General features: G+C 65.7%; 17 protein-coding genes. 7 read left to right on the top strand and 10 right to left on the bottom strand.

The window, feature by feature from the left end; all coding sequences use genetic code 11:
* Positions 1-53: 53 nt before the first annotated feature.
* Positions 54-488, bottom strand: coding sequence for a hypothetical protein (locus tag EYW47_RS02075; RefSeq protein WP_133193215.1), 435 nt, complete (start codon positions 486-488; stop codon positions 54-56).
* 295 nt (positions 489-783) lie between these two features.
* Here EYW47_RS02075 and EYW47_RS02070 point away from each other — a divergent pair, with 295 nt between their 5' ends.
* On the top strand, positions 784-1155 hold the full coding sequence (locus EYW47_RS02070) for a hypothetical protein (protein ID WP_133193214.1): 372 nt from the start codon (positions 784-786) through the stop codon (positions 1153-1155).
* A 102-nt stretch (positions 1156-1257) separates the two neighbouring features.
* The gene (locus EYW47_RS02065) at positions 1258-2139 is read left to right on the top strand and encodes an alpha/beta hydrolase (RefSeq protein WP_133193213.1); all 882 of its coding nucleotides are present in this window, start codon (positions 1258-1260) and stop codon (positions 2137-2139) included.
* A gap of 118 nt (positions 2140-2257) precedes the next feature.
* Here the strand turns inward: EYW47_RS02065 and EYW47_RS40715 are convergent, their stop codons facing one another.
* Complete coding sequence (locus EYW47_RS40715; RefSeq protein WP_165976472.1) at positions 2258-2422, bottom strand: type 2 periplasmic-binding domain-containing protein; 165 nt, start codon at positions 2420-2422, stop codon at positions 2258-2260.
* Between EYW47_RS40715 and EYW47_RS40710 the strand changes: the two genes are divergently transcribed.
* Positions 2414-2584 (top strand): hypothetical protein, encoded by a 171-nt coding sequence (locus EYW47_RS40710; protein WP_165976471.1) that lies wholly within the window; start codon positions 2414-2416, stop codon positions 2582-2584. The two genes, EYW47_RS40715 and EYW47_RS40710, sit on opposite strands and share 9 nt — an antisense overlap.
* A gap of 129 nt (positions 2585-2713) precedes the next feature.
* Here the strand turns inward: EYW47_RS40710 and EYW47_RS02060 are convergent, their stop codons facing one another.
* The 4 genes from EYW47_RS02060 to EYW47_RS02045 all read right to left on the bottom strand — a co-directional run bounded on the left by EYW47_RS02060 (position 2714) and on the right by EYW47_RS02045 (position 7490).
* Positions 2714-3508 carry an SDR family NAD(P)-dependent oxidoreductase gene (locus EYW47_RS02060; RefSeq protein ID WP_133193212.1) on the bottom strand — a complete coding sequence of 265 codons (795 nt, stop codon included), beginning with the start codon at positions 3506-3508 and terminating at the stop codon, positions 2714-2716.
* Positions 3509-3673: 165 nt separating this feature from the next.
* Positions 3674-5839: a phosphocholine-specific phospholipase C gene (locus EYW47_RS02055; RefSeq protein WP_133193211.1), complete on the bottom strand. Its 2166-nt coding sequence runs from the start codon at positions 5837-5839 to the stop codon at positions 3674-3676.
* 204 nt (positions 5840-6043) lie between these two features.
* Positions 6044-6961, bottom strand: a complete 918-nt coding sequence (locus tag EYW47_RS02050) for a LysR substrate-binding domain-containing protein (protein ID WP_133193210.1) — start codon at positions 6959-6961, stop codon at positions 6044-6046.
* A 178-nt stretch (positions 6962-7139) separates the two neighbouring features.
* Positions 7140-7490, bottom strand: a complete 351-nt coding sequence (locus EYW47_RS02045; RefSeq protein ID WP_133193603.1) for a response regulator — start codon at positions 7488-7490, stop codon at positions 7140-7142.
* A gap of 380 nt (positions 7491-7870) precedes the next feature.
* On the opposite strand from EYW47_RS02045, the gene EYW47_RS02040 reads away from it, so the two are divergent.
* Both EYW47_RS02040 and cqsA read left to right on the top strand, forming a co-directional pair.
* Entirely contained in the window at positions 7871-9097 is a 1227-nt protein-coding gene (locus tag EYW47_RS02040; protein WP_133193209.1) for a GGDEF domain-containing protein, read from the top strand.
* Positions 9098-10028: 931 nt separating this feature from the next.
* Complete coding sequence (gene cqsA, locus EYW47_RS02035) at positions 10029-11327, top strand: alpha-hydroxyketone-type quorum-sensing autoinducer synthase (protein WP_133193208.1); 1299 nt, start codon at positions 10029-10031, stop codon at positions 11325-11327.
* Between the two features lie 64 nt (positions 11328-11391).
* On the opposite strand, the gene EYW47_RS02030 is transcribed toward cqsA, so the two are convergent.
* The 4 genes from EYW47_RS02030 to EYW47_RS02015 form a co-directional block, all read right to left on the bottom strand.
* On the bottom strand, positions 11392-12429 hold the full coding sequence (locus EYW47_RS02030; RefSeq protein ID WP_133193207.1) for a response regulator: 1038 nt from the start codon (positions 12427-12429) through the stop codon (positions 11392-11394).
* Entirely contained in the window at positions 12426-13796 is a 1371-nt protein-coding gene (locus EYW47_RS02025; protein WP_240763499.1) for a sensor histidine kinase, read from the bottom strand. The genes EYW47_RS02030 and EYW47_RS02025 overlap by 4 nt, the downstream gene beginning before the upstream one ends.
* A 539-nt stretch (positions 13797-14335) precedes the next feature.
* Positions 14336-15979, bottom strand: a complete 1644-nt coding sequence (locus EYW47_RS02020) for a benzoate-CoA ligase family protein (protein WP_240763522.1) — start codon at positions 15977-15979, stop codon at positions 14336-14338.
* A gap of 288 nt (positions 15980-16267) precedes the next feature.
* Positions 16268-16741 carry a DUF4863 family protein gene (locus EYW47_RS02015; RefSeq protein WP_133193205.1) on the bottom strand — a complete coding sequence of 158 codons (474 nt, stop codon included), beginning with the start codon at positions 16739-16741 and terminating at the stop codon, positions 16268-16270.
* A gap of 109 nt (positions 16742-16850) precedes the next feature.
* Here EYW47_RS02015 and EYW47_RS02010 point away from each other — a divergent pair, with 109 nt between their 5' ends.
* Entirely contained in the window at positions 16851-17816 is a 966-nt protein-coding gene (locus EYW47_RS02010; RefSeq protein WP_133193204.1) for a helix-turn-helix transcriptional regulator, read from the top strand.
* Between the two features lie 139 nt (positions 17817-17955).
* Complete coding sequence (gene boxC / locus EYW47_RS02005) at positions 17956-19671, top strand: 2,3-epoxybenzoyl-CoA dihydrolase (protein ID WP_133193203.1); 1716 nt, start codon at positions 17956-17958, stop codon at positions 19669-19671.
* Positions 19672-19673: the final 2 nt, after the last annotated feature.

The following is a 19673-nucleotide window of genomic DNA, read 5'->3' as shown; positions in this document are numbered from 1 at the left end:
AAGGCTTAATCCAATGAAGGCTTAATCCAATGAAGGCTTAATCCAATGAAGGCTTAATCCCAATGGCGATGCTTGCTGTGATGATGGTAGTAGCCGTGGTGATACTCGTTGGCATAGGAATTCGAGCGCGAGATGTTGCCGCCGAGTGCCGCGCCTGCGCCGCCGCCCAGTGCCGCGCCCACGAGGCCGCCGCTGCGGCCGCCCATGGCGTTGCCCGCTGCCGTGCCCGCGCCGCCGCCCAGTGCGCCGCCGATGATGGCGCCCGTGCGTTCCCGACGGTTCGAGGTGACCGCGCCGCCTGCGCCGCCACCCACTGCGCCGCCGATCACGGAGCCCGTGCGTCCGCCAACCGCGCCGCCAATCGCCGCGCCGGCTACGCCGCCGAGCGCGCCGCCCAGCGCATTATTCATGTCGCCTGCCGTGGCGGGCAACGAAACCGCAGCGGCCAGCGCCGCAATCGCAACCATCGGGATGTATTTCTTCGACATGGAAAAACCCACTTGTTTTTGAGACGGTGGTGAGTATAGCGGCCGATATGAAAGGTCTCTGTAACACCGGTGGTCCTGCGGGGTAAGAGGTGTAACAAAATGATCCCAAACTTTCGAAACGCAGCAACAAGCCGTTACGCGGATCGAAACAATCGGGGAGAGGCGGGGTGCTCAGCTTCGGGCGTCGCTGTTTTTCTGGCCATCCGATCGTCCTCCTACATCTCCCAGGAAGATTCCCACGTGTGCTAACCTGTATAAATATACAGTGTTTTGGTGCGGGAAATGGGACGCAATCATGGGACGGAATCATCGTCATTCTCCGCCGCTCACGGCCGCGGAACTCGCCGAGATCTACGACCGGCACCCGCTGCCGGTCGTCGTCCGGCTGCTCTGGGAGATCCATCGCTTGCGCTCGACCATCCTGCGCGCGAATCAGATCCGCTTGACGATCGGCACGCGCGTGGGCCGGGCGAACACGCCCGCGGGCATGTGGGACCGCTTCGAGCAGGAGCTCGATGCCGAGCCTTGCCTGACCGACCCGCTCACGCCCCGGCAAAAGGGGCTGTTGCATCCAGGCGAGCCGCAAGGGCGGCTCAAGCGGCGCGCGCGCAATGGCGATGCGGGCGTCACGCCTTACGAAGATGATTCGGCCGAGGACCGCGCGTGAAGCTTGCCGTAGGGTTCGTCGAAATTTGGTTGTAAGTAGCCGTTGCTAGAGTCGTCGCAGGCGTTGTGCCTTCCGTGGCAGTCCGAACCAGAGCGACCACTCATGCATACAGCCCTTGCGCTTCGGCCCCTCAAGTCTTTGGCGCTCTTTCTGGCCCCGCTCTTTGCGCTGTGCCTGAGCGCCCCAAGCTGGGCGTTCCAGACGAGAGTCGTCTCGATCCCCAGCGCGGCGATGCACCGTGTGTTCGATGCGACCGTGGTGTTGCCCGACGACTACGCGCGCGGCAGCGGAGCAGCGCGCTATCCGGTGATCTACGTGCTGCACGGCTCGGGCGGCAACTACGCGGACTGGACCTCGAATACGCGCATCGGCAAGCTGGCGGACCGCTATCACGTCATGCTCGTGATGCCCGACGGCGGCCACGAGAGCTGGTACATCGACAGCCCGTTCGATTCCGCAAGCCGCTACGAAACCTATGTGGGCACTGAAGTGGTGTCGTATATCGACGCGCATTTCCGCACGCTGGCCTCGCGCGAGACGCGCGCGATCACGGGCCTGAGCATGGGCGGCTTTGGCGCGCTGCGCATCGCGCTCGATCATCCGGGGGCGTTCGGCGCGGCCGGCAGCATCAGCGGCGCGGTCGATCCGCGCAACTGCGAGGACGAGCCCGGCATCGACCGCGTGTTCGGCAATCCCACGCGCCATGCCGACTTCTGGACGCACAACGCGATCGTGGAGGGCGCGGACAGCTTCGAGCATGCGCATATCGCGCTCACGATCGACTGCGGCGTGAACGACTCTTTCGTGCAGTCGAACCGCGTGCTGCACGACAAGCTCATTGCGCTGGGCGTGCCGCACGACTATGCCGAGCGCCCCGGCGGGCATACATGGTCGTACTGGTCGAATGCCATTCGCTACCAGGTCCTGTTCTTCGCCACGTCGTTCCGGCAGAGCGGCTGGCACCCGCATGCGCAGCAGGCCTGATGGCGATTCGATTCGGATGACTGATCGATAAGCGGCGCCGGAGAACGACGTCCAATCCCGCAGTGAACGGCCTCGCCGAAAAAGGCTGAGCGCGTGACAGCGCGCTTCACATTCCGCCTCACACCCGGCGCAATGTCTCGATCGTCAGTTCGCGAAACCAGCGGTTGCCTTCGTCGTTGTCGAAGGTTTCGTGCCAGTGCACGGTGACTTCCACGCTCGGCATTTCCACCGGCAGCTCGTAGATGGCGGCGGCGCGCAATGGACGAAGCAGGCGGTGGCGCACGGCACGGTGCTCGCGGCGACCGTGGTGAGCCACCGCGTGGGTGCGAGCGAGCCGGGCGCCGTTCACCTCGCGAGCGTTCGGACCGATGCGGGGCCGGTCGTCATCGCGCGACTCGACGTTGCGGCACGCAAAGGCGAGACGGTCTCCCTCGAAGTCGACTAGGAGAGCCGCGTGCTGGCCCGCGCACGCTGAGGCCGGCGCACTGCGGACCAAATGCATCGCAATCGGGCGCGCATCCGGATGCGGGAGGCTGCATGAGGCTGATAATTCGATCAGGATGCCGTATCAATATCAGGCAATCGTGTCGACCACGCCGCCGTCCACGCGCAATGCCGCCCCGGTGGTCGCGGACGCCTGCTGGGAGCACGCGTAGACCACCATGTTCGCCACTTCCTCCACGCTCGCCGCGCGGCGGATGATGGACGAGGCCCGGTGTTGCTGCACGAACGCCGCCGCCACTTCCTCCACGGGCTTGCCCGTCCTCGCGACTTCGTCCTTGAGCATGGCTTCCACGCCTTCCGAGAGCGTCGGGCCAGGCAGCACCGAGTTCACCGTCACGCCGGTGCCGGCGAGCCGCTTGGCGAGGCCGCGCGCCACCGCGATCTGCGCCGTCTTGGTCATGCCGTAGTGGATCATGTCGGCGGGAATGTTCAGCCCCGACTCCGAGGAGATGAACACGATGCGGCCCCAGCCCGCCTTGACCATCGCGTCCGCGTAGGCACGCGAGAGCCGCACGCCGGACATCACGTTGGTTTCGAAAAAGCGCAGCCATTCGCTGTCGGGGATCGCGAAGAAGTCCTGCTGGGCGAAGATGCCGAGATTGTTCACGAGGATGTCGACCTGCGGATATGCCTTTACGAGCGCGTCGCAGCCCGCGGCGTTCGAGAGGTCGCCGGCGAAACCCTGCACCTGCGCGCCGGGCACGGCCTTGCGCACGGCGGCTTCGGCGTCGCGCACGCTGCCTTCGTGACGGCTGTTGACGATCACAGTGGCGCCTGTGCCAGCGAGTCCCTTGGCGGTGGCGAGCCCGATGCCCGCCGCCGAGCCAGTGACGAGCGCGAGTTTTCCTGACAAATCGATCTTCATCGTTTACTCCGGTTGCGTGCGTTGCCTGGGTGAGACGCGCCGCCGTGCGAACGGCCGGCGTGAGGGGAACCGGCAGTGTACTGCGGGCGTTCTTCCATTGCTCGTAGCCGTCGCGCAGCCGTCGTGCGGCAATCGCGCGACGCACGCGGCACAGCCGCACGCCGCTCAGTGCGCGCCCCCCATTTCCGGATCGCTGATGCTGTCCTTGCCGGTCTCCATGCGGCCGGCGAAGCGGCGTATGACCTCGCCTGCGCTGTTTGCCCCATTGGCGGCGCGCAGCGTGAAGTCGTACCAGCCGCCCGATGCGTCGAGCGGCCAGGTCTGTTCTGCCCGGCCGTGCGCGGGGACAGCGAGCGTCCACGGCCCGTCCGTGCGATAGGCGTTCGCTTGCACGGTGCAAACGGCCGGCACGGGGCCCGCGTTGGCGACCGTGAGCGTGAGGGCGTTGCGGGCCTCGTCGTAGCGCAGGCGCGTTTCGGGGTGGGGGCCGCGCGGCGTGGCGCTCACGTTGCCCGAGAAGCCACGGTGATAGCCGTTGGGCCCAAGCACCCAGAGATCGTACGCGCTGGCGTCCGCCGTTTCGGGTGTCCACGTGTCGTCGAGCCGCTTGCCCGCTTCGACGGTATAGCGGCGCGGCGCGCGATCGAGATGCAAGATGTCGTAGACGTGAAAGACCGCGCCGGCGCTGCCTTCGTTTCTGAAGACGAGGCGCACCGCGTGGCGCTTCGCCGCCACGCTCGCCTCCGTATGCAGGCGGTACGGCAAGGCGCGCGAAGGCCGCGCGAAGCGCGCCTGGCCCGGCATCGACTGCTCGGCAACAGGAGGCGGCAAGACGGCCTTTAGCGCATGCTGCTGTGCATTCTGGGCATCGGCTGCGGCTTTGCTCGGGGCAGGGAAGGACGCGACCGGTATTTCATTCGGGGTGCTGAAGTTCAGGGTCGAGGTCAGATCGCCGAACACGGCGCGCCGCCATGCGCTGATATTGGGCTCCTTTACGCCGAAGCGCAGTTCCAGAAAGCGCAGCACCGAGGTGTGATCGAACACCTGGGAGTTGACGAAGCCGCCCGTGCTCCAGGGCGAGACCACGAACATCGGCACGCGCGGGCCGGGGCCGTAGGGCTGCCCGTCCGGCGCGTGCGGGGTTTCTTCGCCGGGCGGGTTCGGCACGGTGAAGTACTCGTGCTGCGTGCCGACCGTGGATTTTCCCGCCCAGGCGCCGTCGCCGATGGGCGAGGGCGCGGCGGGCGGCGGCACGTGATCGAAGAAGCAGTCGTTCTCGTCGTAGCTCACGAAGAGCACGGTCTGGCTCCAGACCTCCGGGTTCGCCGTGAGCGCATCGAGCAACTGTTGCATGTACCACGCCCCCTGGCCCGGCGTCGAGGCGGCGGGATGCTCGCACGAGGCTTGCGGCGCGATGATCCAGCTCACCTGCGGCAGCCGGCCGGCGGCGATGTCGTCCTTGAGCGCCTGCAGGAAGCCGCCATCGGGCATCGTGTTGCCAATGCCCTTGTAGAGCGGCTCGCGCGCATCCAGCCCGGCCGTCCATGGTAAATTGGGCGAGCCGGGAAGCGCCTCGTGGATCTTGCGGAACGTGGCGAAGCCCGCGAGCGGGTTGTCGTTGTAGTTATCGGGCTGGTTTTCGTAGACTTTCCAGCTCACGCCCGCTTTGTGCAGGCGCTCGACATAAGTGGTCCACTGGAGCCCATTGCCGGAGGGCCCGAGCCAGTCCCAGCCGTTGTTGTTCACCACGGCATGCGGGGAGGGCCCGCCGCCGCCCGGACCGTTCGTGCCGGTCCACAGGAACAGGCGGTTCGAATTGGTGCCGGCCAGCAGCGAGCAAAAGTAGGCGTCGCAAACCGTGAACGCATTCGCGAGCGCGAAGTGAAACGGCAGGTCGGCTTCGCGCAGATAGCCCATCGAAATATCGCCTTTCGATTGTGGCCATTGCGTCATGCGGCCGTTGTCCCACGCGGCGTGTGCGTCGGCCCATTCGTGCGCGCCGCCCGCGAGCAGCGCATTGCCCTTGGTCTTGTCGAGGTGAAAGGGCAGCACGCTGCGCGTGCCGTCGCTCTGTTGCCAGACGCTTGCGCCTTGTGGCTGCGGGATCGTCATGCGGTCGCCGAAGCCGCGCACGCCAGGCAGTGTGCCGAGATAGTGGTCGAACGAGCGGTTTTCCTGCATGAGGATCACGACATGCTGGACGTCCCGGATCGTACCGGTGGCGTTGTGCGCAGGTATCGCGAGCGCGCGCCGGATGGCCGGCGGAAAGAGGCTGAGCGCGGCGAGCGCGCCGGCGCTGCGCAGAAATTGGCGGCGGTCCTTCGAGGTCATGGTGCCAAAGGTCGTGCGGGGTTGTTCTGGGTTCGTACCCGCGAGCATGACACGTTGGGGGCAATGGCGCTTGCTGCGCGTGAGGCGGCCTCGCACGTACTCGCGCGGTGTGGTCGAAGGCCAGTTTGCGCGCTTCGGTGCGCGCGCGAGGCATGAGAGGCGCGAGGATTGTTGGTGTGCGAGGCGTGCCTGAATTATTTCGTTTTACGAATTAAATGAGGCGGCTTCGCTGGCCTCGCCGTGTGCGGCGCGCAGCGCTTCGAGCGTGCCCATGAACGCCGCGATGAGATGCCCATTCGCGCGGCTCTTCAGATGATAGAGATATTCATGCATCACGGGGCCGTCGGGCTCGATGGGCACGCTCACGAGCGAGGCGCCGCGCGGCACTTCGCCAGCGGGCATCAGCGAGCAGCCGAGCCCCTGGCGGATCGCCTCGCAGATGGCCTCCCGGCTGCCGATTTCGATGACGGCGGCGGGCTCGACGCCGCGCCGCTTGAGTGCGGTCTCGGTGGCCTCGCGCGTGCGCGAGCCGGGCTCGCGCAGCAATAGCGTTTCGCTGGCGAGCACGCCGAGGTCGGTGCCGCGCCGCTGAGCGAGCGCGTGCGCGGGATCGACCACCAGCACGAGCAGATCGCCGGCGATGCGGTGGCGCGCGAGCGCGGGGTCGTCCACGCGGTTCGACGAAACGGCCACGTCCACGCGATACTCCACGAGCGCGTCGAGCACCTCCTTCGAATTGCCCACCTCCATGCCGATCTGCACGTTCGGATAGCGGCGCCGGAATGCCGCAACGGCGGGGAGGATGTAGTAGGGGCCGGTCGTCCCCAACCGAAAGCTGCCGGTGTAGCACTCGCGTTCGTGGCGCAGGGCGGCGTCGATTTCGCGTTCGCTCAGCATCAGCCGGTCGATCAGCGGCATGAGCGCGGCGCCCGTTTGCGTGAGCTCGACGCGGTTGCCGCGGCGATGAAATAACTCCACACCGTAGTGCTTTTCGAGCTGCTGGATGCGCGCCGTGATGGTGGGCTGGCTGACCGAGAGATGCCGTGCAGCGGCGACGATGCTGCCTTGCCGGACGGTTTCGTAGAACGCGGCGACGAGCGGCGCGAGTGGTGGGACGAGCATGGTCTCGTTGCGGCAAATGACCTCGACTTTACTGCAGCTTCGCGTCAGATTCGTTACGACGCAACACAACGCATCACAACGATTCGCAACGCATCACAACGATTGGCGCGGCCAGCCAGGGCGCGCGCCGCAACCACGGGCGCCCCGAGCCGCTGCGGCGTGCCGCGCGCTCAAGACCTCAAGGCATCGCCACGCGGTGCAGAATGTCGAGCAACTGCGTGACGGCAAAGGGCTTGCGCAGGAAGCCGATCAGATCCGCATCGGCGGGCGGCGTGACGAGCGCGGAGACGAGCACCAGCGGTACCCGCGCGAGCACGCTGTTGCGGCGCATTTCGCGCATCAGCGCGAGACCGTCCATGTGCGGCATCATGCAATCGGAGATCACGACATCGGGCGGGTCGGCGAGCGCGGCCCTGAGCGCGTCTGTCCCGTCCTCAGCGGTTCTGACCCGATAACCTTCCTGACCGACCAGCTCTTTCAGGGCGTTCAGCGCGTTGATGTCGTCGTCGACGAGTAATACGGTAGCCATACGTGGTTTACCTGTGCGGCGCGCGCCCGCCGTTCTTGCACGGCTGCTACGCCGTGCGAGTGTGTTCTTCGCCATGGCCCAACTTCGTCCGGGCAGGCTTGCTCCGGCGCTTGCAGGTGTCGGAGCTTACTGGCTCTGCCGCATTTTCCATGCCCGATGCGCTCGGAGCGGCCATGCCCTCGATCGGCGGCGTGGCGCGGGCGAGTCACTGAAATGACGCATGCATGACATAGCAGACGGCGTTCCCGTGGCGACGTCGTGTTTCCCGGGCCGGCTCAAGTCGTTTTATTTTCTGCCGTTAACTTACGCAAGGCCCAGCCCGCACGTACACAGCGCGTTAGCCGGCCGCCATCCGAACGACCCTGCGTCATGCGCCGCCCATGTTAGATCCGGTCAATATCCTCCTCGTCACGGTGCTATCGAGCATCATGAGTCTCGCCATCCTCGGCTCATTGCGGCCCGCGGGCATTCCCGGGGTGAGCCGCTGGATGGGCGCCTACGTGATGGCGAGCGGCGCGCTCGTGCTCGCGGGCATGCAGCGCATGGGCGTGCCGCTCCTCACGATCTTCGTTTCGAACACGCTGCTTGCGTGCGCCATTACGCGGGTGCTCGAGGGTTGCCGCGAGTTCTTCGGGCTGAGCCCGCGCGCGCCGCTCGCCCGGGCGGGCTGTGCGGCGGTGGGCGCGGGGATTGCCTGGTGGTACTGGATAACGCCGGATCTGGCCGCGCGCATCGCGCTCGTTTCCGTGTTTCATGGCTCGGTTTATAGCGCCATCGGTTGGCTGGCGCTGCGCCATCGCCCGGCGGGACGGCCGGCCTATAGCTATCGCTTCGTCACCTGCGCCGCCTGGCTTGGCGCGTTCGCGCATGGCCTGCGGGGCATCATTTACGGCACGGGGCTGATCCATCAGAGCACCATGCTCGACTTCACGCCCTTTAACGTCGCGTATCTGGCGCTGGGGATTCTGGTGCTGCCGGCGCTCTCGATCGGCATGGTGCTGCTCGCGCACGACCGCATGGCCGAGCGGCTCGAACACCTCGCGAGCCGCGACGAGCTGACCGGCGCGCTCACGCGCCGCGCCTTCCTCACGCAGGCCACCGCGGCGCTCGACGCCGCGCGCGCCGCGGGCACGCCGCATGCGCTCGCCATCGTCGATATCGATCACTTCAAGGGCATCAACGACCGCTACGGCCACGCGGCCGGCGATCGCGCGCTCTCCCAGTTCGGCCGCGTGATTGCTGCCGGCATGCGCGAGTCGGACCTGTTCGGCAGGCTGGGCGGCGAGGAGTTCGCACTGCTTTTTCCGGCGATGGTGCGCGAGGACGCGGTGATGCGGCTCGACGCCCTGCGCGTGGCCGCGCTCGCGGTGCGGCGCGGAGGCTGCGCCACAGCGCACGAGGCCTCGCCGTCGGGCAGCGCGCAGGACGACGGGGAGGGCGCCGGGGACGATGCCCCGGCGGCGCACGCGGGCCTGACGTTCAGCGCCGGCGTGGACGTCTATCAGGACGGCGACACATTGGCGAGCCTGATGGCGCGTGCGGACGCGGCGCTTTATGAGGCGAAGACGCGCGGCCGCGACCGGGTGGTGAGCGCAACGGCGCAATAAAGACAAAGCGCAATTGCGCGCGGATGCGCCGACGGCGTCATAAAAAATTCAAATAATGCCAGGCGATTTTTACATCCGCATTGCCACACGCGGCTCCCACCCTACCGGCCGTGCCGGACAGGCCCTTAAAACCGGCCCTTAAAACAGGCCGGTAATCCATTGCACCTTGGTGTTTCCCCTCTTTGCGCAATGGACTTATTTCGTCATCCTGTCTCTTCTCGTGAGATTATGCGAATTGAATGCCTCGACAACGGATCGTTGAGGGGCGTTAAACCTATGCAGTCATTTCGGTATGCATAGCGCATGCTAATGCAATTCAGATAAGCCACCTCGCTGTTTTTAAAGGATAATCAATCCCAGCCAGGGATGACGTTCAACAACGTTCGTTCCAGCCGGCCGCGCGTTGCCTTGTTCTCGCCGCCGGAAACAGGCACCGCTTTTTCCGGGGCAGGCGTCTCTTTCTTGGTAACCCGTGGCGATCACTCCAGGCGGATTTCGTGCGGATATCGAGACGCCCGCTTGCGGCGTCACGCACCTTTATTTGCCTTCGAATCCGCTGCCTCTCGTGCGCGTAGAAGCGCATGCCAGACGCGTCGACGCCAGTCCGCGCAGGAGCAAACGCACCGCAAGACGCCGGCTGCCCGACACAGGTCCGGGCCGCTCGCACTGTAGCGCGACACGTGCATGTGCACGCAGGCGCAGCCGGTGCGCGCCGCGCGTCTCGCCCCACGCGCCCTGCGCACGCGCGCGAGGCGTTGCTCCGCTCGCATTCGTCACCGCATTTATAAGCCCGCAACCGGAATTCCCTCGCCATGCGTTTCGCGCATGGCGCTCCGGCGCGGGCCAACTACTGGCCAGCCGTCCAACAGGATTTCCGGGGGAAGTCGCGCATCAGCTTGGGTGGGTGGCCATCAACCACAAGGAGCCTGAGATGAAAGTTGGCAATAACAATTGGCGGAATGCACATAACAACGACGCGGCACTGCCGGCCTTTCTTGCCGCACGCGTTGACCGCTATTACACGGAACGCGTGCAGCAGAGCTGGTCGGGGGGACACATCATGAAGGGGCGCGTTGCGCATGCCGACGCTTTGCATCTTTCGAGCAACGACTATCTGTCGATCGCTCGCCATCCCGAGATACTCGATGCGATGTGCATGAGCATCCGCTCCGAGGGCAACGGCCTTCTGATGTCGGGTGTGTTCCTGCATGGCGACGATTGCCCTCAGCTCAATCTCGAAGACCGTTTCGCGCGCTTCATGGGCGCCGAGGCGAGCGTGCTGTGCCAGTCGGGGTTCGCGGCCAACACGGGGCTGATCCAGTCGATCGCGAATGCGCAGACGCCGGTGTACGTCGACATGATGGCGCATATGTCACTCTGGGAAGGCATTCGCAGCGCGGGGGCGAAGGCCATCAGTTTCTTCCACAACGATGTCGAGCATCTCGAGCAACGCATCCAGCGCTACGGGCCGGGCATCGTGATCGTCGATTCGGTGTACAGCACGAATGGCAGCGTGTGCCCGCTGCAGGCCTTCGCGGACGTGTGCGCCGAGCACGATTGCGTATTCGTGGTGGACGAGTCGCATTCGCTCGGCACGCACGGTCCGCATGGCGCGGGGATGGTGGCGCAATTGGGCTTGACCGATCGCGTGCACTTTCGCACGGCGAGTCTCGCGAAGGCGTTCGCGGGCCGCGCGGGCATCATCAGCTGCTCGCGGCGCTTCCAGGAATACTTCAAGTGCGAGGCGTTGCCGGCCATTTTCAGCTCGACGCTGCTGCCGCACGAAAGCGCGGGTCTGGCGGCCACGCTCGACGTGATCGAGCGCGACGACTGGCGCCGCACGCGCGTGGCCGCGAACGCGCGCTATCTGCGCATGCGCCTCGCAGAGCTTGGGTACAACCTCAACGGTAGCGAAACGCAGATCATCGCGCTCGAGGCCGGCCCGGAACCGCAGACCATCGTGCTGCGCGATGCGCTCGAGGCGCACGGCATCTTCGGCTCGGTGTTCTGCGCGCCGGCCACGGCGCAGAACCGCTCGCTCGTGCGCCTGTCGATCAGTGCGGCGCTCTCCGAGGCGGAGCTCGAGCGTATCGTGCAAGTGTGCGAAGCGATACGCGACGAAGTGCAAATGTGGAACTGGCCTTCGACGCGCCGCCTGGTGGAGCGCGGCGCCGGGCGTGCGCGCGTGCGTCAGCCGCGTGCGCTGGCCGAACTGTCGGTGGCCGCGTGAGGCCGGCATGCGCAGAGGTGGCGCGAGCGTGACACGGGCATGACAGGCAGGCGGCGTGAGCGGCTCAGCGCGAGTCCCACGCCGCCTGGATTTCGCGGTCGAGATGCTGCAGCCAGGCTTCATAGGGCAGCACGTTCTCGAGCGCGAGGCCCGCGGGGTTCTTCACGACGGCATAGATATAGCGGCGCTCGCCTTCGAACACCGATGCGGGATGCATGTACGGCTGCCATTGCTCGCATTGCGCCGGATAGTAGCCTTCGGTGCGCCAGAAGTAGGGCACGCTGCGCTGGCTGTCGAGCTCGGCCAGAAACGATGCGGGCGCGTTTTGCTCGACGGCGATCTCGTGCACGCCGCGCAGCGATTGCTCGGTGTGGAGGATGAGCAGCGAGGGCGTGCCCTGGGCATCGAACATGAGCAGGCCGTGCGGCTGATACGAGAGATAGTGCTCGACGATGCCGAGCGAGTCGAAAATGCCCTGCACGTGCGCGGCGAGCGCGCCATCCTTGAGAAACGCGTATTCGGAAACGGCGAGCGCGTCGAGCACCGTGCCGCAGGCCTTGTTGAAATACGCGGCCTGCATGTCGCGGATCGCCTGATTCAGGGTTTCTACTGCGTCGACTTCGTGCTTGCGGATGAAGCGGTCGATCAGGCCTTCGTTGAAGCTCTTGACGGCCACGTGCTCGTCGGCCTTGCCGGTGAGCACGATTTTCTTGAGCGCCGGATTGGTAAGGCGGCGGCAGAATTCGATGCCGTTCAGCTCGGGCATGTCGTAGTCGACCACCACGACCGACACGGACTCGAAGCGCTCCGGCCGGTGCACGAGCGAGCGGATCGCGTCCACGCGCATGGCAATGACCTGATGCGCATCGTTTTCCTCGGTGCGGTCGAGATAGGGACTGAAAATGGGCGAGGCCGGCTGGTCTTGCGCCGCGCGGCCGTTCAGGAACTTCAGGGCTTCAGCGGGCGAGCTGAACAGCCGGAACGCCAGCTCCGGGTCGAGCTGCAGGCTCAGATTCGAGAGAAACGCCGCACTGTCGTCGACGAAGGCGGCGGTGGTCGGCCAGGAGAACGGCTGAATGGCTTTCGGAGTGGCTTTCGTCATGGCGATGGGAATGTCAAAACAAACTCGGTGTACTTGCCTTTCACCGAAGAGCAGGCAATGGCTCCCCCCATCGCTTGCATGACATCGCGGCAAAATGCCAGCCCAATTCCTGCTCCGAGCGACACGTCATCGGTGGTGGTGGAAGAAGTATAAAAGCGGGTAAAGATGTGCGGCAAGACTTCAGACGAAATACCGGAGCCGGTATCGCTGAAAATCAGCCGGTTGGCGCGATTGCCGCGATCGGCCGCTTCGAGCCGGATCGAAATATGCGCGCCGTCGATGCTGCCCATGTGCCGAAACGCATTTTTGAGCAGATTGAACAGCACGTGCACGGTGAGCATTTCAGAGCCGGCGAACTCGAAATCGGGCCGCAGATTGCAATGCACGCGCGCGCGCTCGCCTTCGCGAAACGGATAGCGCGCAAGCGCGGTTTCGACGCAATGCGCAATCGAGCACGTTGTTGCGTTTTGCATGTTCGTGCCGGAGAAGCGCGCGGTGGCGAGCAGCATGTCGATGATCGCGTTCGAATGCAGCGCTTCCTGCTCGATGCGGCTCACCACGCCCTGCATCGAATGAAGATGCGCCACGCGTATTTTCGGCACCGGCAGGCGGTTGCGCTGGGCGAGCGCATAGGTGTCGAGCAGTGCGGGCAGATAGCGCATGAGGCCCGCCGCCCCCACGCGGATGGCGACGAGCGGCGTGCGCAGCTCGTGCGCGACGCTGCCCGCCGTGGCCAGCATGGCGCGCTCCTGTTCGATCTGGATGCGGTCCTGGTCGTAGTTCGCCACCGCGCCGATGGCAACGGCGAACGAGAAGATCGCCAGGTGGGTGAGATAGATGGAGTTGAGGACGATCGGGTCGGTAGTGAGCACATAGGCGACGAGCGCGAGCCCGATGCCTACGACAAACTGCAGCACGAGCATGAGCCAGTCGAGCAGCAGCACCATGACGAAGGCGGCGATCAGTGCGCTTTCGACCCAGACCTCGTTGCCGTTGTTCTTGAGCAGCATGAAGGTGAAGAAGAACGGCAGCGCGTAGAGCGTGGCGGTATACCAGTACCAGGGCAGCAGTTTTTTGGCCGCGGCGGGCCAGCGCTCGAAGGCGAGAATCGGCACGAACAGCGCGGCGCCGATCAGGCGCAGCGTGAGATTTTCGTAGGGCTGCGGAAAAAGGTCTTTCCAGACGTAGTAGTAAAGCGGAAAGCCGATGCTCGCGACCACGGCGAGCGGGCGCATGCGGCGCTTCACATACTGGAGGTTGCGCATGGCGGGCGCGAACGCGCGTACCATGCGCGGCTTGAGCGCCGCCCAGCCGCGGCGCGCGCGCATCGTGATACTCGATACGTTCATCAGGGTGGAATCGCTCATGGTTCGATGCCGGATTCGCCGCCGGCCCTGGCTGCGCGTGTGTCTCTTGTCGACCGGTATTAGCGCTTTTGCGCTTACTCCGGTCCCATGCAAAGCACCGATGCAAAGCGGTCTCAGGGCAGGTGGGGTCGGACTGCTGTGGCCATTGCAGACAATAACATCATTGTGGGGCGCCGATGCGGGCTGCAGGGGCCTCGGGCGTCACATCGGAGCGCACCGCGCTCAAGCAGCATCGACGAACGATGCCGCGTGTGCACGGAGCAGGCGGTGGATGGCGCGTGACGGCCTGAAGGGGCGGGTGGATGAATCGGCAGGCGTGCGAACGGCTCCTGGCGTGAGGCTCAGGCCGTGACCGTGCGGGCGCGCGGCGCGAGAGCCGCGAGAGCCGCGAGAGCCGCGAGAACCGCGAGAACCGCGAGAACCGCGAGAACCGCGAGAACCGCGAGAGCGAATGGCGGGATGGCTGCGTCGAGCGCCGCCTGGGCGTGGCGATGCGGAGAATGGCCGCCCGGCGGCTTTATCAGGGCCTCACGATCGCCTCACGAGCGGGGCCGATACTGTTCGCGCAGACGAAAGCGCTGGATCTTGCCCGTTGCGGTCTTCGGCAGATCGTCGACGAAAACAATGTCGCGTGGGTACTTGTGCGGCGCGAGCCGCGCCTTGACGAAGGCCTTCAGCGTGTCGACGAGCGCGGCATGCCCGTCCTGGGTGGCGAGCGCTTGCGCATTCGCCTCCTGCTTGAGCACGACGAATGCACAGGTCTTTACGAGCCCGTCCTGATCCACGCCGATCACGGCCGCCTCGAGCACGGCTTCGTGCTGCACGAGCACCATCTCCACCTCGATGGGCGAGACATACTGGCCGCTCACCTTGAGCATGTCGTCGCTGCGGCCCGCATAGACGTAGCAGCCACTGGGCAGGCGCCGGTACTTGTCGCCGCTCTTGACCCACTCGCCCAGAAAGGTCGCGCGCGACTTCTCGCGATTGCTCCAGTACATCAAGGCGGCGCTCGGGCCGCGAATATAGAGCTCGCCCATTTCCCCGTCGGGCACGGGCCGGCCCGACTCGTCGCGCAGCTCGATTTCGTAGCCGGGCACGGGGCGCCCCGTGGTGCCGTATTCGACTTCGCCCGGGCGGTTCGAGAGAAAGATGTGCAGCATTTCCGTGGAGCCGATGCCGTCGAGGATGTCGCTGCCGAAGTGGCGGCTGAAGCGCTCGCCGGTTTCGCGCGGCAACGCCTCGCCCGCCGAGGCGCAAATGCGCAGCGCGAGCTCCGCGCGTGCGGGCAGGTTGGGCGAGGCCATCATGCTCGCGTACAGCGTGGGCACGCCGTAGAAGATAGTCGGGCGGTGCTTGACGAGGCGTGTGAAGACGGCGCTGGCGGTGGGGCGCTCGGCCATCAGCACCGTGGTCGCGCCTACCGAGAGCGGAAACGAGAGGGCATTGCCGAGCCCGTACGCGAAAAACAGCTTGGCCGCGGAAAACACCACGTCGCTTTCGCGGATGCCGAGAACGGACTTGGCATAAGTCTCCACGGTCCAGTAGAGGTTGGCGTGCGTATGCACAGTTCCCTTGGGCTTGCCCGTGGAACCCGACGAATAGAGCCAGAGCGCGATGTCGTCGCCGCTCGTTCGAGCCGCGTGCGCAGCAGGCTGGGCGCGTTCGATCAGCTCATGGAGCACGATTGTGCCGCGCGGGCAGGCCGGCGCGCCGGCGAGTGGCTGCGAGACCACGAGCGCGCAGTCTTCGCCATCGCCCTGGGAATTGGCTTGTGCGAGCGCGGCGCTCACGACCGGCAGCACCGCGCCCGACGCAATCACGAGCCGCGCTCGGCTGTGCGCGAGCATGTAGGCATAGTCGGCGGCGGTGAGCTGGGTGTTGACGATGACGGGCACGACGCCCGCATGCAACGCGCCGAGAAAGACGACCGGCAGCTCGATGCTGTCGAGTATCACGAGCAGGATGCGCTCTTCGGCGTGCACGCCCAGCTCGCGCAACGCCGCGGAGAATTGGCGCGCGCGCGTTTCGAGCTCGCCATAGGCGAGCGTGCGGGTGTCGTCGATATAGGCGGGTTTGGCGCTGCGCGCCGCGTTCAGGGCGAACAGGTGCGCTGCAAAGTTCAGTTGCGCGGGTGGCGGCACGGGGGCCGGCGCGCTCGATATCTGCGGTGCCGCAGGGGCCACGGCCAGCGACGCTGCTTGGGTATCCACGATGCTGTCTCCGCTTGGTGTGCTTCGATCTGTCTCGATCTGCCGCGACCGCGCTGCCTTGCGTGAAATGGCCTTGCATGCGCGCTGCGCCGTCGATCTTCGGTCGCCATGAAGCTGCTGCGCCGTTCGATTCGGATTGCCTGGCAATACGTTATGCACCACGTCACGCAGCACGTCATTCGCCATACCGCTGGCTACCAGGAAACGGTGTGCCGGCGGCGACACGAAGCCCGATTCGCGTGCGTGGGGCGGCGCAGCCGCTCAGGCCGGCGCCGGCGTGAACTCGATCGCGCCTTGCGGCAACAAATAGAGCACGAGCGCCTCGCCGTTGGCGACGGTTGGGTGGTGTGCACTGCCTGGACCGTACACGCACCAGCCCGCGGGCCGGCCGTCGAACGTCGCGCCGGGCGTGATCGGCATGAGGAGATCGATTTCGCCGTGAGGGTGCGTATGATGCGGACCGGCAAGATCTTTCATCTGCACGACATCGACCGAAAAGCCGTGCGTGGCCGGCAGCGGCTTGATGACGCGTCCGTAGCGCAGCCCACCGGCCTCGCGCTGACACATCCAGCCGTCCGCGACGCCCTGGCGGCAAGCGTTTTCGAGCGCCGCGAAGGTCGGGCTGCCATTTGGCCAGGTAGCGTTGAGCCAGGCGTCGAGTGCATCATCCAATGGACGGCCGGCAATCTGGTTCGTGACACCTGCAATCAGGTGTTCGAAGTCTTGCGGGGACATGCGTGTCTCCTGTGTTTGTCTGCGGCCCGTCTTTTGGCGAAAATTAGCGGTTAGTAAAATGCGTGTCAAGCACTATAGTACATAAAGCCGGTTTGGGAGGTCACTCAAGATGAAGCAAACTTACATTGCCGAGCCGCAGCCTGATGAGTCGACGGACGCCCACGAAGCCACTGACGCGGTGCGCGGCGAGCGCAGCGAACGCGACCCGTTCCTGACCGCGATGGGCGAGCGCGTACGCATGTTGCGCGCGCGCCGCGGCATGACGCGCAAGACGCTGGCGGCGGAAACCGGGCTGTCCGAGCGCCATTTGGCGAATCTGGAATCGGGCGTGGGCAACGCCTCCGTACTGGTGCTGCGGCAGATCGCGGCCACGCTCAGCTGCCCTCTGGCGGAGGTGATCGGCGACGTCACCACTTCGTCGGCCGAATGGCTGTTGATCCGCGAGTTGCTGCAGGGGCGCGACCCGGCCGCGCTGCAGCGCGCACGCATCGCGCTTGCGGAAATGTTCTCGCAGGCGAGCGCCGATCCGCACCGCAACGAGCGCATTGCGCTCATCGGCCTGCGTGGCGCAGGCAAGTCCACGCTCGGGCGCATGCTCGCGCAGGAGCTCAAGGTGCCGTTCGTCGAGCTCACGCGCGTGATCGAGCAACTGGCCGGCTGCCCGCCCTCGGAGATTCACTCGCTCTACGGCGCGAGTGCATACCGCCGCTACGAGCAGCGCGCGCTGGAGGCCGTGATCGCCGAGCACCCGCGCGCCGTGATTGCCTCGCCGGGCGGGCTCGTGTCCGAGCCGGCCACCTTCAACACGCTGCTTGCGCACTGCTTCACGGTCTGGCTGCAAGCCGCGCCCGAGGAGCACATGCGCCGGGTGGTCGCGCAAGGCGACTTTAGGCCCATGTCGGGCAACCGCGAGGCCATGGATGACCTCAAGCGCATTCTGGCAGGCCGCAGCGAGCTGTACAGCCGTGCGGACATGCGCTTCGACACCAGCGAGAAGACGCTCGCCGACGCCTATCTGCAATTGCGCGATCGTCTTGCGGCGCGTCTGGGCGCGGAGCCGGTGCGCATCGACTGAGGCGCACTGGGTGGTTTGGCAGGTGATGCATTGTATTTCATGGTTTACCCGCTGTAGTTTGAATATGCACTAAAGTGCTTTACACGGGGTTGACGTTGCACTATCGTTCATTGAAACGAAGTGCATAAGGAGACGCCCCATGGCCGCAGTAGATAGCGCCGTCGCCCAGCCGGTCGTTGAACCGACCGTCCCGCGTGTCGACTACCGTACCGACCCCTCGCAGTATCGGCACTGGAAGCTCAGCTTCGACGGCGCCGTCGCCACGCTCGGCATCGATATTGCCGAAGATGGCGGCATTCGCGAAGGCTACAAGCTGAAGCTGAATTCATACGATCTCGGCGTCGACATCGAACTGCACGATGCCCTCCAGCGCATCCGCTTCGAGCACCCCGAGGTGCGCACGGTGGTGCTCACGAGTCTGAAGGACCGGGTGTTCTGCTCAGGCGCCAATATCTTCATGCTGGGCCTCTCCACCCACGCGTGGAAGGTGAACTTCTGCAAGTTCACCAACGAGACGCGCAACGGCATCGAGGATTCGTCGCGGCACTCGGGCCTGAAATTCATTGCCGCGGTGAACGGGGCCTGCGCCGGCGGCGGCTATGAACTGGCGCTCGCCTGCGACGAAATCCTGCTGGTGGACGACCGCTCGTCCACGGTGGCGCTGCCCGAAGTGCCGCTGCTCGGCGTGCTGCCCGGCACCGGCGGCCTCACGCGCCTCACCGACAAGCGCCGCGTCCGTCACGACCGCGCCGATATTTTCTGCACCGTGGCGGAGGGCATCCGCGGCGAGCGCGCGAAGGCGTGGCGCCTCGTGGACGACGTGGTCAAGCCCAACCGCTTCAGCCAGGCGGTGCAGGCGCGCGCGCTCGAACTCGCCGCGCTGAGCGACCGGCCCGACGTTGCTCGGGGCGCGCAGGGCATCGCGCTCACGCGCATCGAGCGCATCGAACACGCGAACGGTTTGAGCTACGCGAGCGTCGAGGTGTCGATCGACCGCGCGAAGCGCACGGCCACCTTCACGGCGAAGGCGCCCGACACCGCGAAAGCGCCGCTGCCCGAAGGCATCGACGCGATCGTCGCGGCCGGCGCGGCATGGTGGCCGCTGCAGTTCGCCCGCGAACTGGACGATGCGATTCTCACGATGCGCACCAACGAGCTCGACATCGGCACGTGGATCTTCAAGACGGAGGGCGACGCACGCGGCGTGCTGGCCGCCGACGCCGCGCTCATCGAACACCGCGACCACTGGTTCGTGCGCGAGACCATCGGCATGTTGCGCCGCACGCTCGCGCGTATCGACGTCTCGTCGCGCTCGCTTTTCGCGCTGATCGAACCGGGCTCGTGCTTCGCAGGCACATTCGCTGAGCTCGCATTTGCCGCCGACCGCAGCTATATGGCGGCGCTGCCTTCGAACCAGGACGAAGAGCCTGATATTACGTTATCCGAAGCGAATTTCTGGCTGTATCCAATGGTCACGCATCAGTCGCGTCTCGCGCGGCGCTTCTATGAAGAGGCCGAGCCGCTCGACGCCGCGCGTGCACGGATCGGCCAGCCGCTCAAGCCGCTCGAGGCGGAGCAGCTGGGCCTCGTGACCGCCGCGCCCGACGACATCGACTGGGCCGACGAGATCCGCATCGCGCTGGAAGAGCGCGCGGCCATGTCGCCCGACGCGCTCACGGGCCTCGAAGCGAATTTGCGCTTCAACGGGCCCGAGACCATGGAAACGCGCATTTTCGGCCGGCTCTCCGCGTGGCAGAACTGGATCTTCAATCGCCCCAACGCGGTAGGCGAGAAGGGCGCCCTCAAGGTGTACGGCAAGGGCAGCAAGGCGCAGTTCGACCCCGCTCGCGTGTGATT

Source organism: Paraburkholderia silviterrae, from assembly GCF_004353915.1.
GTDB classification, from domain to species: Bacteria; Pseudomonadota; Gammaproteobacteria; order Burkholderiales; family Burkholderiaceae; genus Paraburkholderia; species Paraburkholderia silviterrae.
The sequence above is the reverse complement of the archived record's forward strand: the minus strand, read 5'-3'. Positions and strand labels throughout refer to the sequence as shown.

Excerpts from the sequence above, each read along its gene's own strand:
- EYW47_RS02045 (WP_133193603.1), bottom strand. The coding sequence starts at position 7,490 with ATGGCTACCGTATTACTCGTCGACGACGACATCAACGCGCTGAACGCC.
- EYW47_RS02025 (WP_240763499.1), bottom strand. The coding sequence starts at position 13,796 with ATGAGCGATTCCACCCTGATGAACGTATCGAGTATCACGATGCGCGCG.
- EYW47_RS02050 (WP_133193210.1), bottom strand. The coding sequence starts at position 6,961 with ATGCTCGTCCCACCACTCGCGCCGCTCGTCGCCGCGTTCTACGAAACC.
- cqsA (WP_133193208.1), top strand. The coding sequence starts at position 10,029 with ATGAAAGTTGGCAATAACAATTGGCGGAATGCACATAACAACGACGCG.
- EYW47_RS02015 (WP_133193205.1), bottom strand. The coding sequence starts at position 16,741 with ATGTCCCCGCAAGACTTCGAACACCTGATTGCAGGTGTCACGAACCAG.
- EYW47_RS02060 (WP_133193212.1), bottom strand. The coding sequence starts at position 3,508 with ATGAAGATCGATTTGTCAGGAAAACTCGCGCTCGTCACTGGCTCGGCG.
- EYW47_RS02065 (WP_133193213.1), top strand. The coding sequence starts at position 1,258 with ATGCATACAGCCCTTGCGCTTCGGCCCCTCAAGTCTTTGGCGCTCTTT.
- EYW47_RS02010 (WP_133193204.1), top strand. The coding sequence starts at position 16,851 with ATGAAGCAAACTTACATTGCCGAGCCGCAGCCTGATGAGTCGACGGAC.
- EYW47_RS02070 (WP_133193214.1), top strand. The coding sequence starts at position 784 with ATGGGACGGAATCATCGTCATTCTCCGCCGCTCACGGCCGCGGAACTC.
- EYW47_RS02040 (WP_133193209.1), top strand. The coding sequence starts at position 7,871 with ATGTTAGATCCGGTCAATATCCTCCTCGTCACGGTGCTATCGAGCATC.
- EYW47_RS02055 (WP_133193211.1), bottom strand. The coding sequence starts at position 5,839 with ATGACCTCGAAGGACCGCCGCCAATTTCTGCGCAGCGCCGGCGCGCTC.
- EYW47_RS02030 (WP_133193207.1), bottom strand. The coding sequence starts at position 12,429 with ATGACGAAAGCCACTCCGAAAGCCATTCAGCCGTTCTCCTGGCCGACC.
- boxC (WP_133193203.1), top strand. The coding sequence starts at position 17,956 with ATGGCCGCAGTAGATAGCGCCGTCGCCCAGCCGGTCGTTGAACCGACC.
- EYW47_RS02075 (WP_133193215.1), bottom strand. The coding sequence starts at position 488 with ATGTCGAAGAAATACATCCCGATGGTTGCGATTGCGGCGCTGGCCGCT.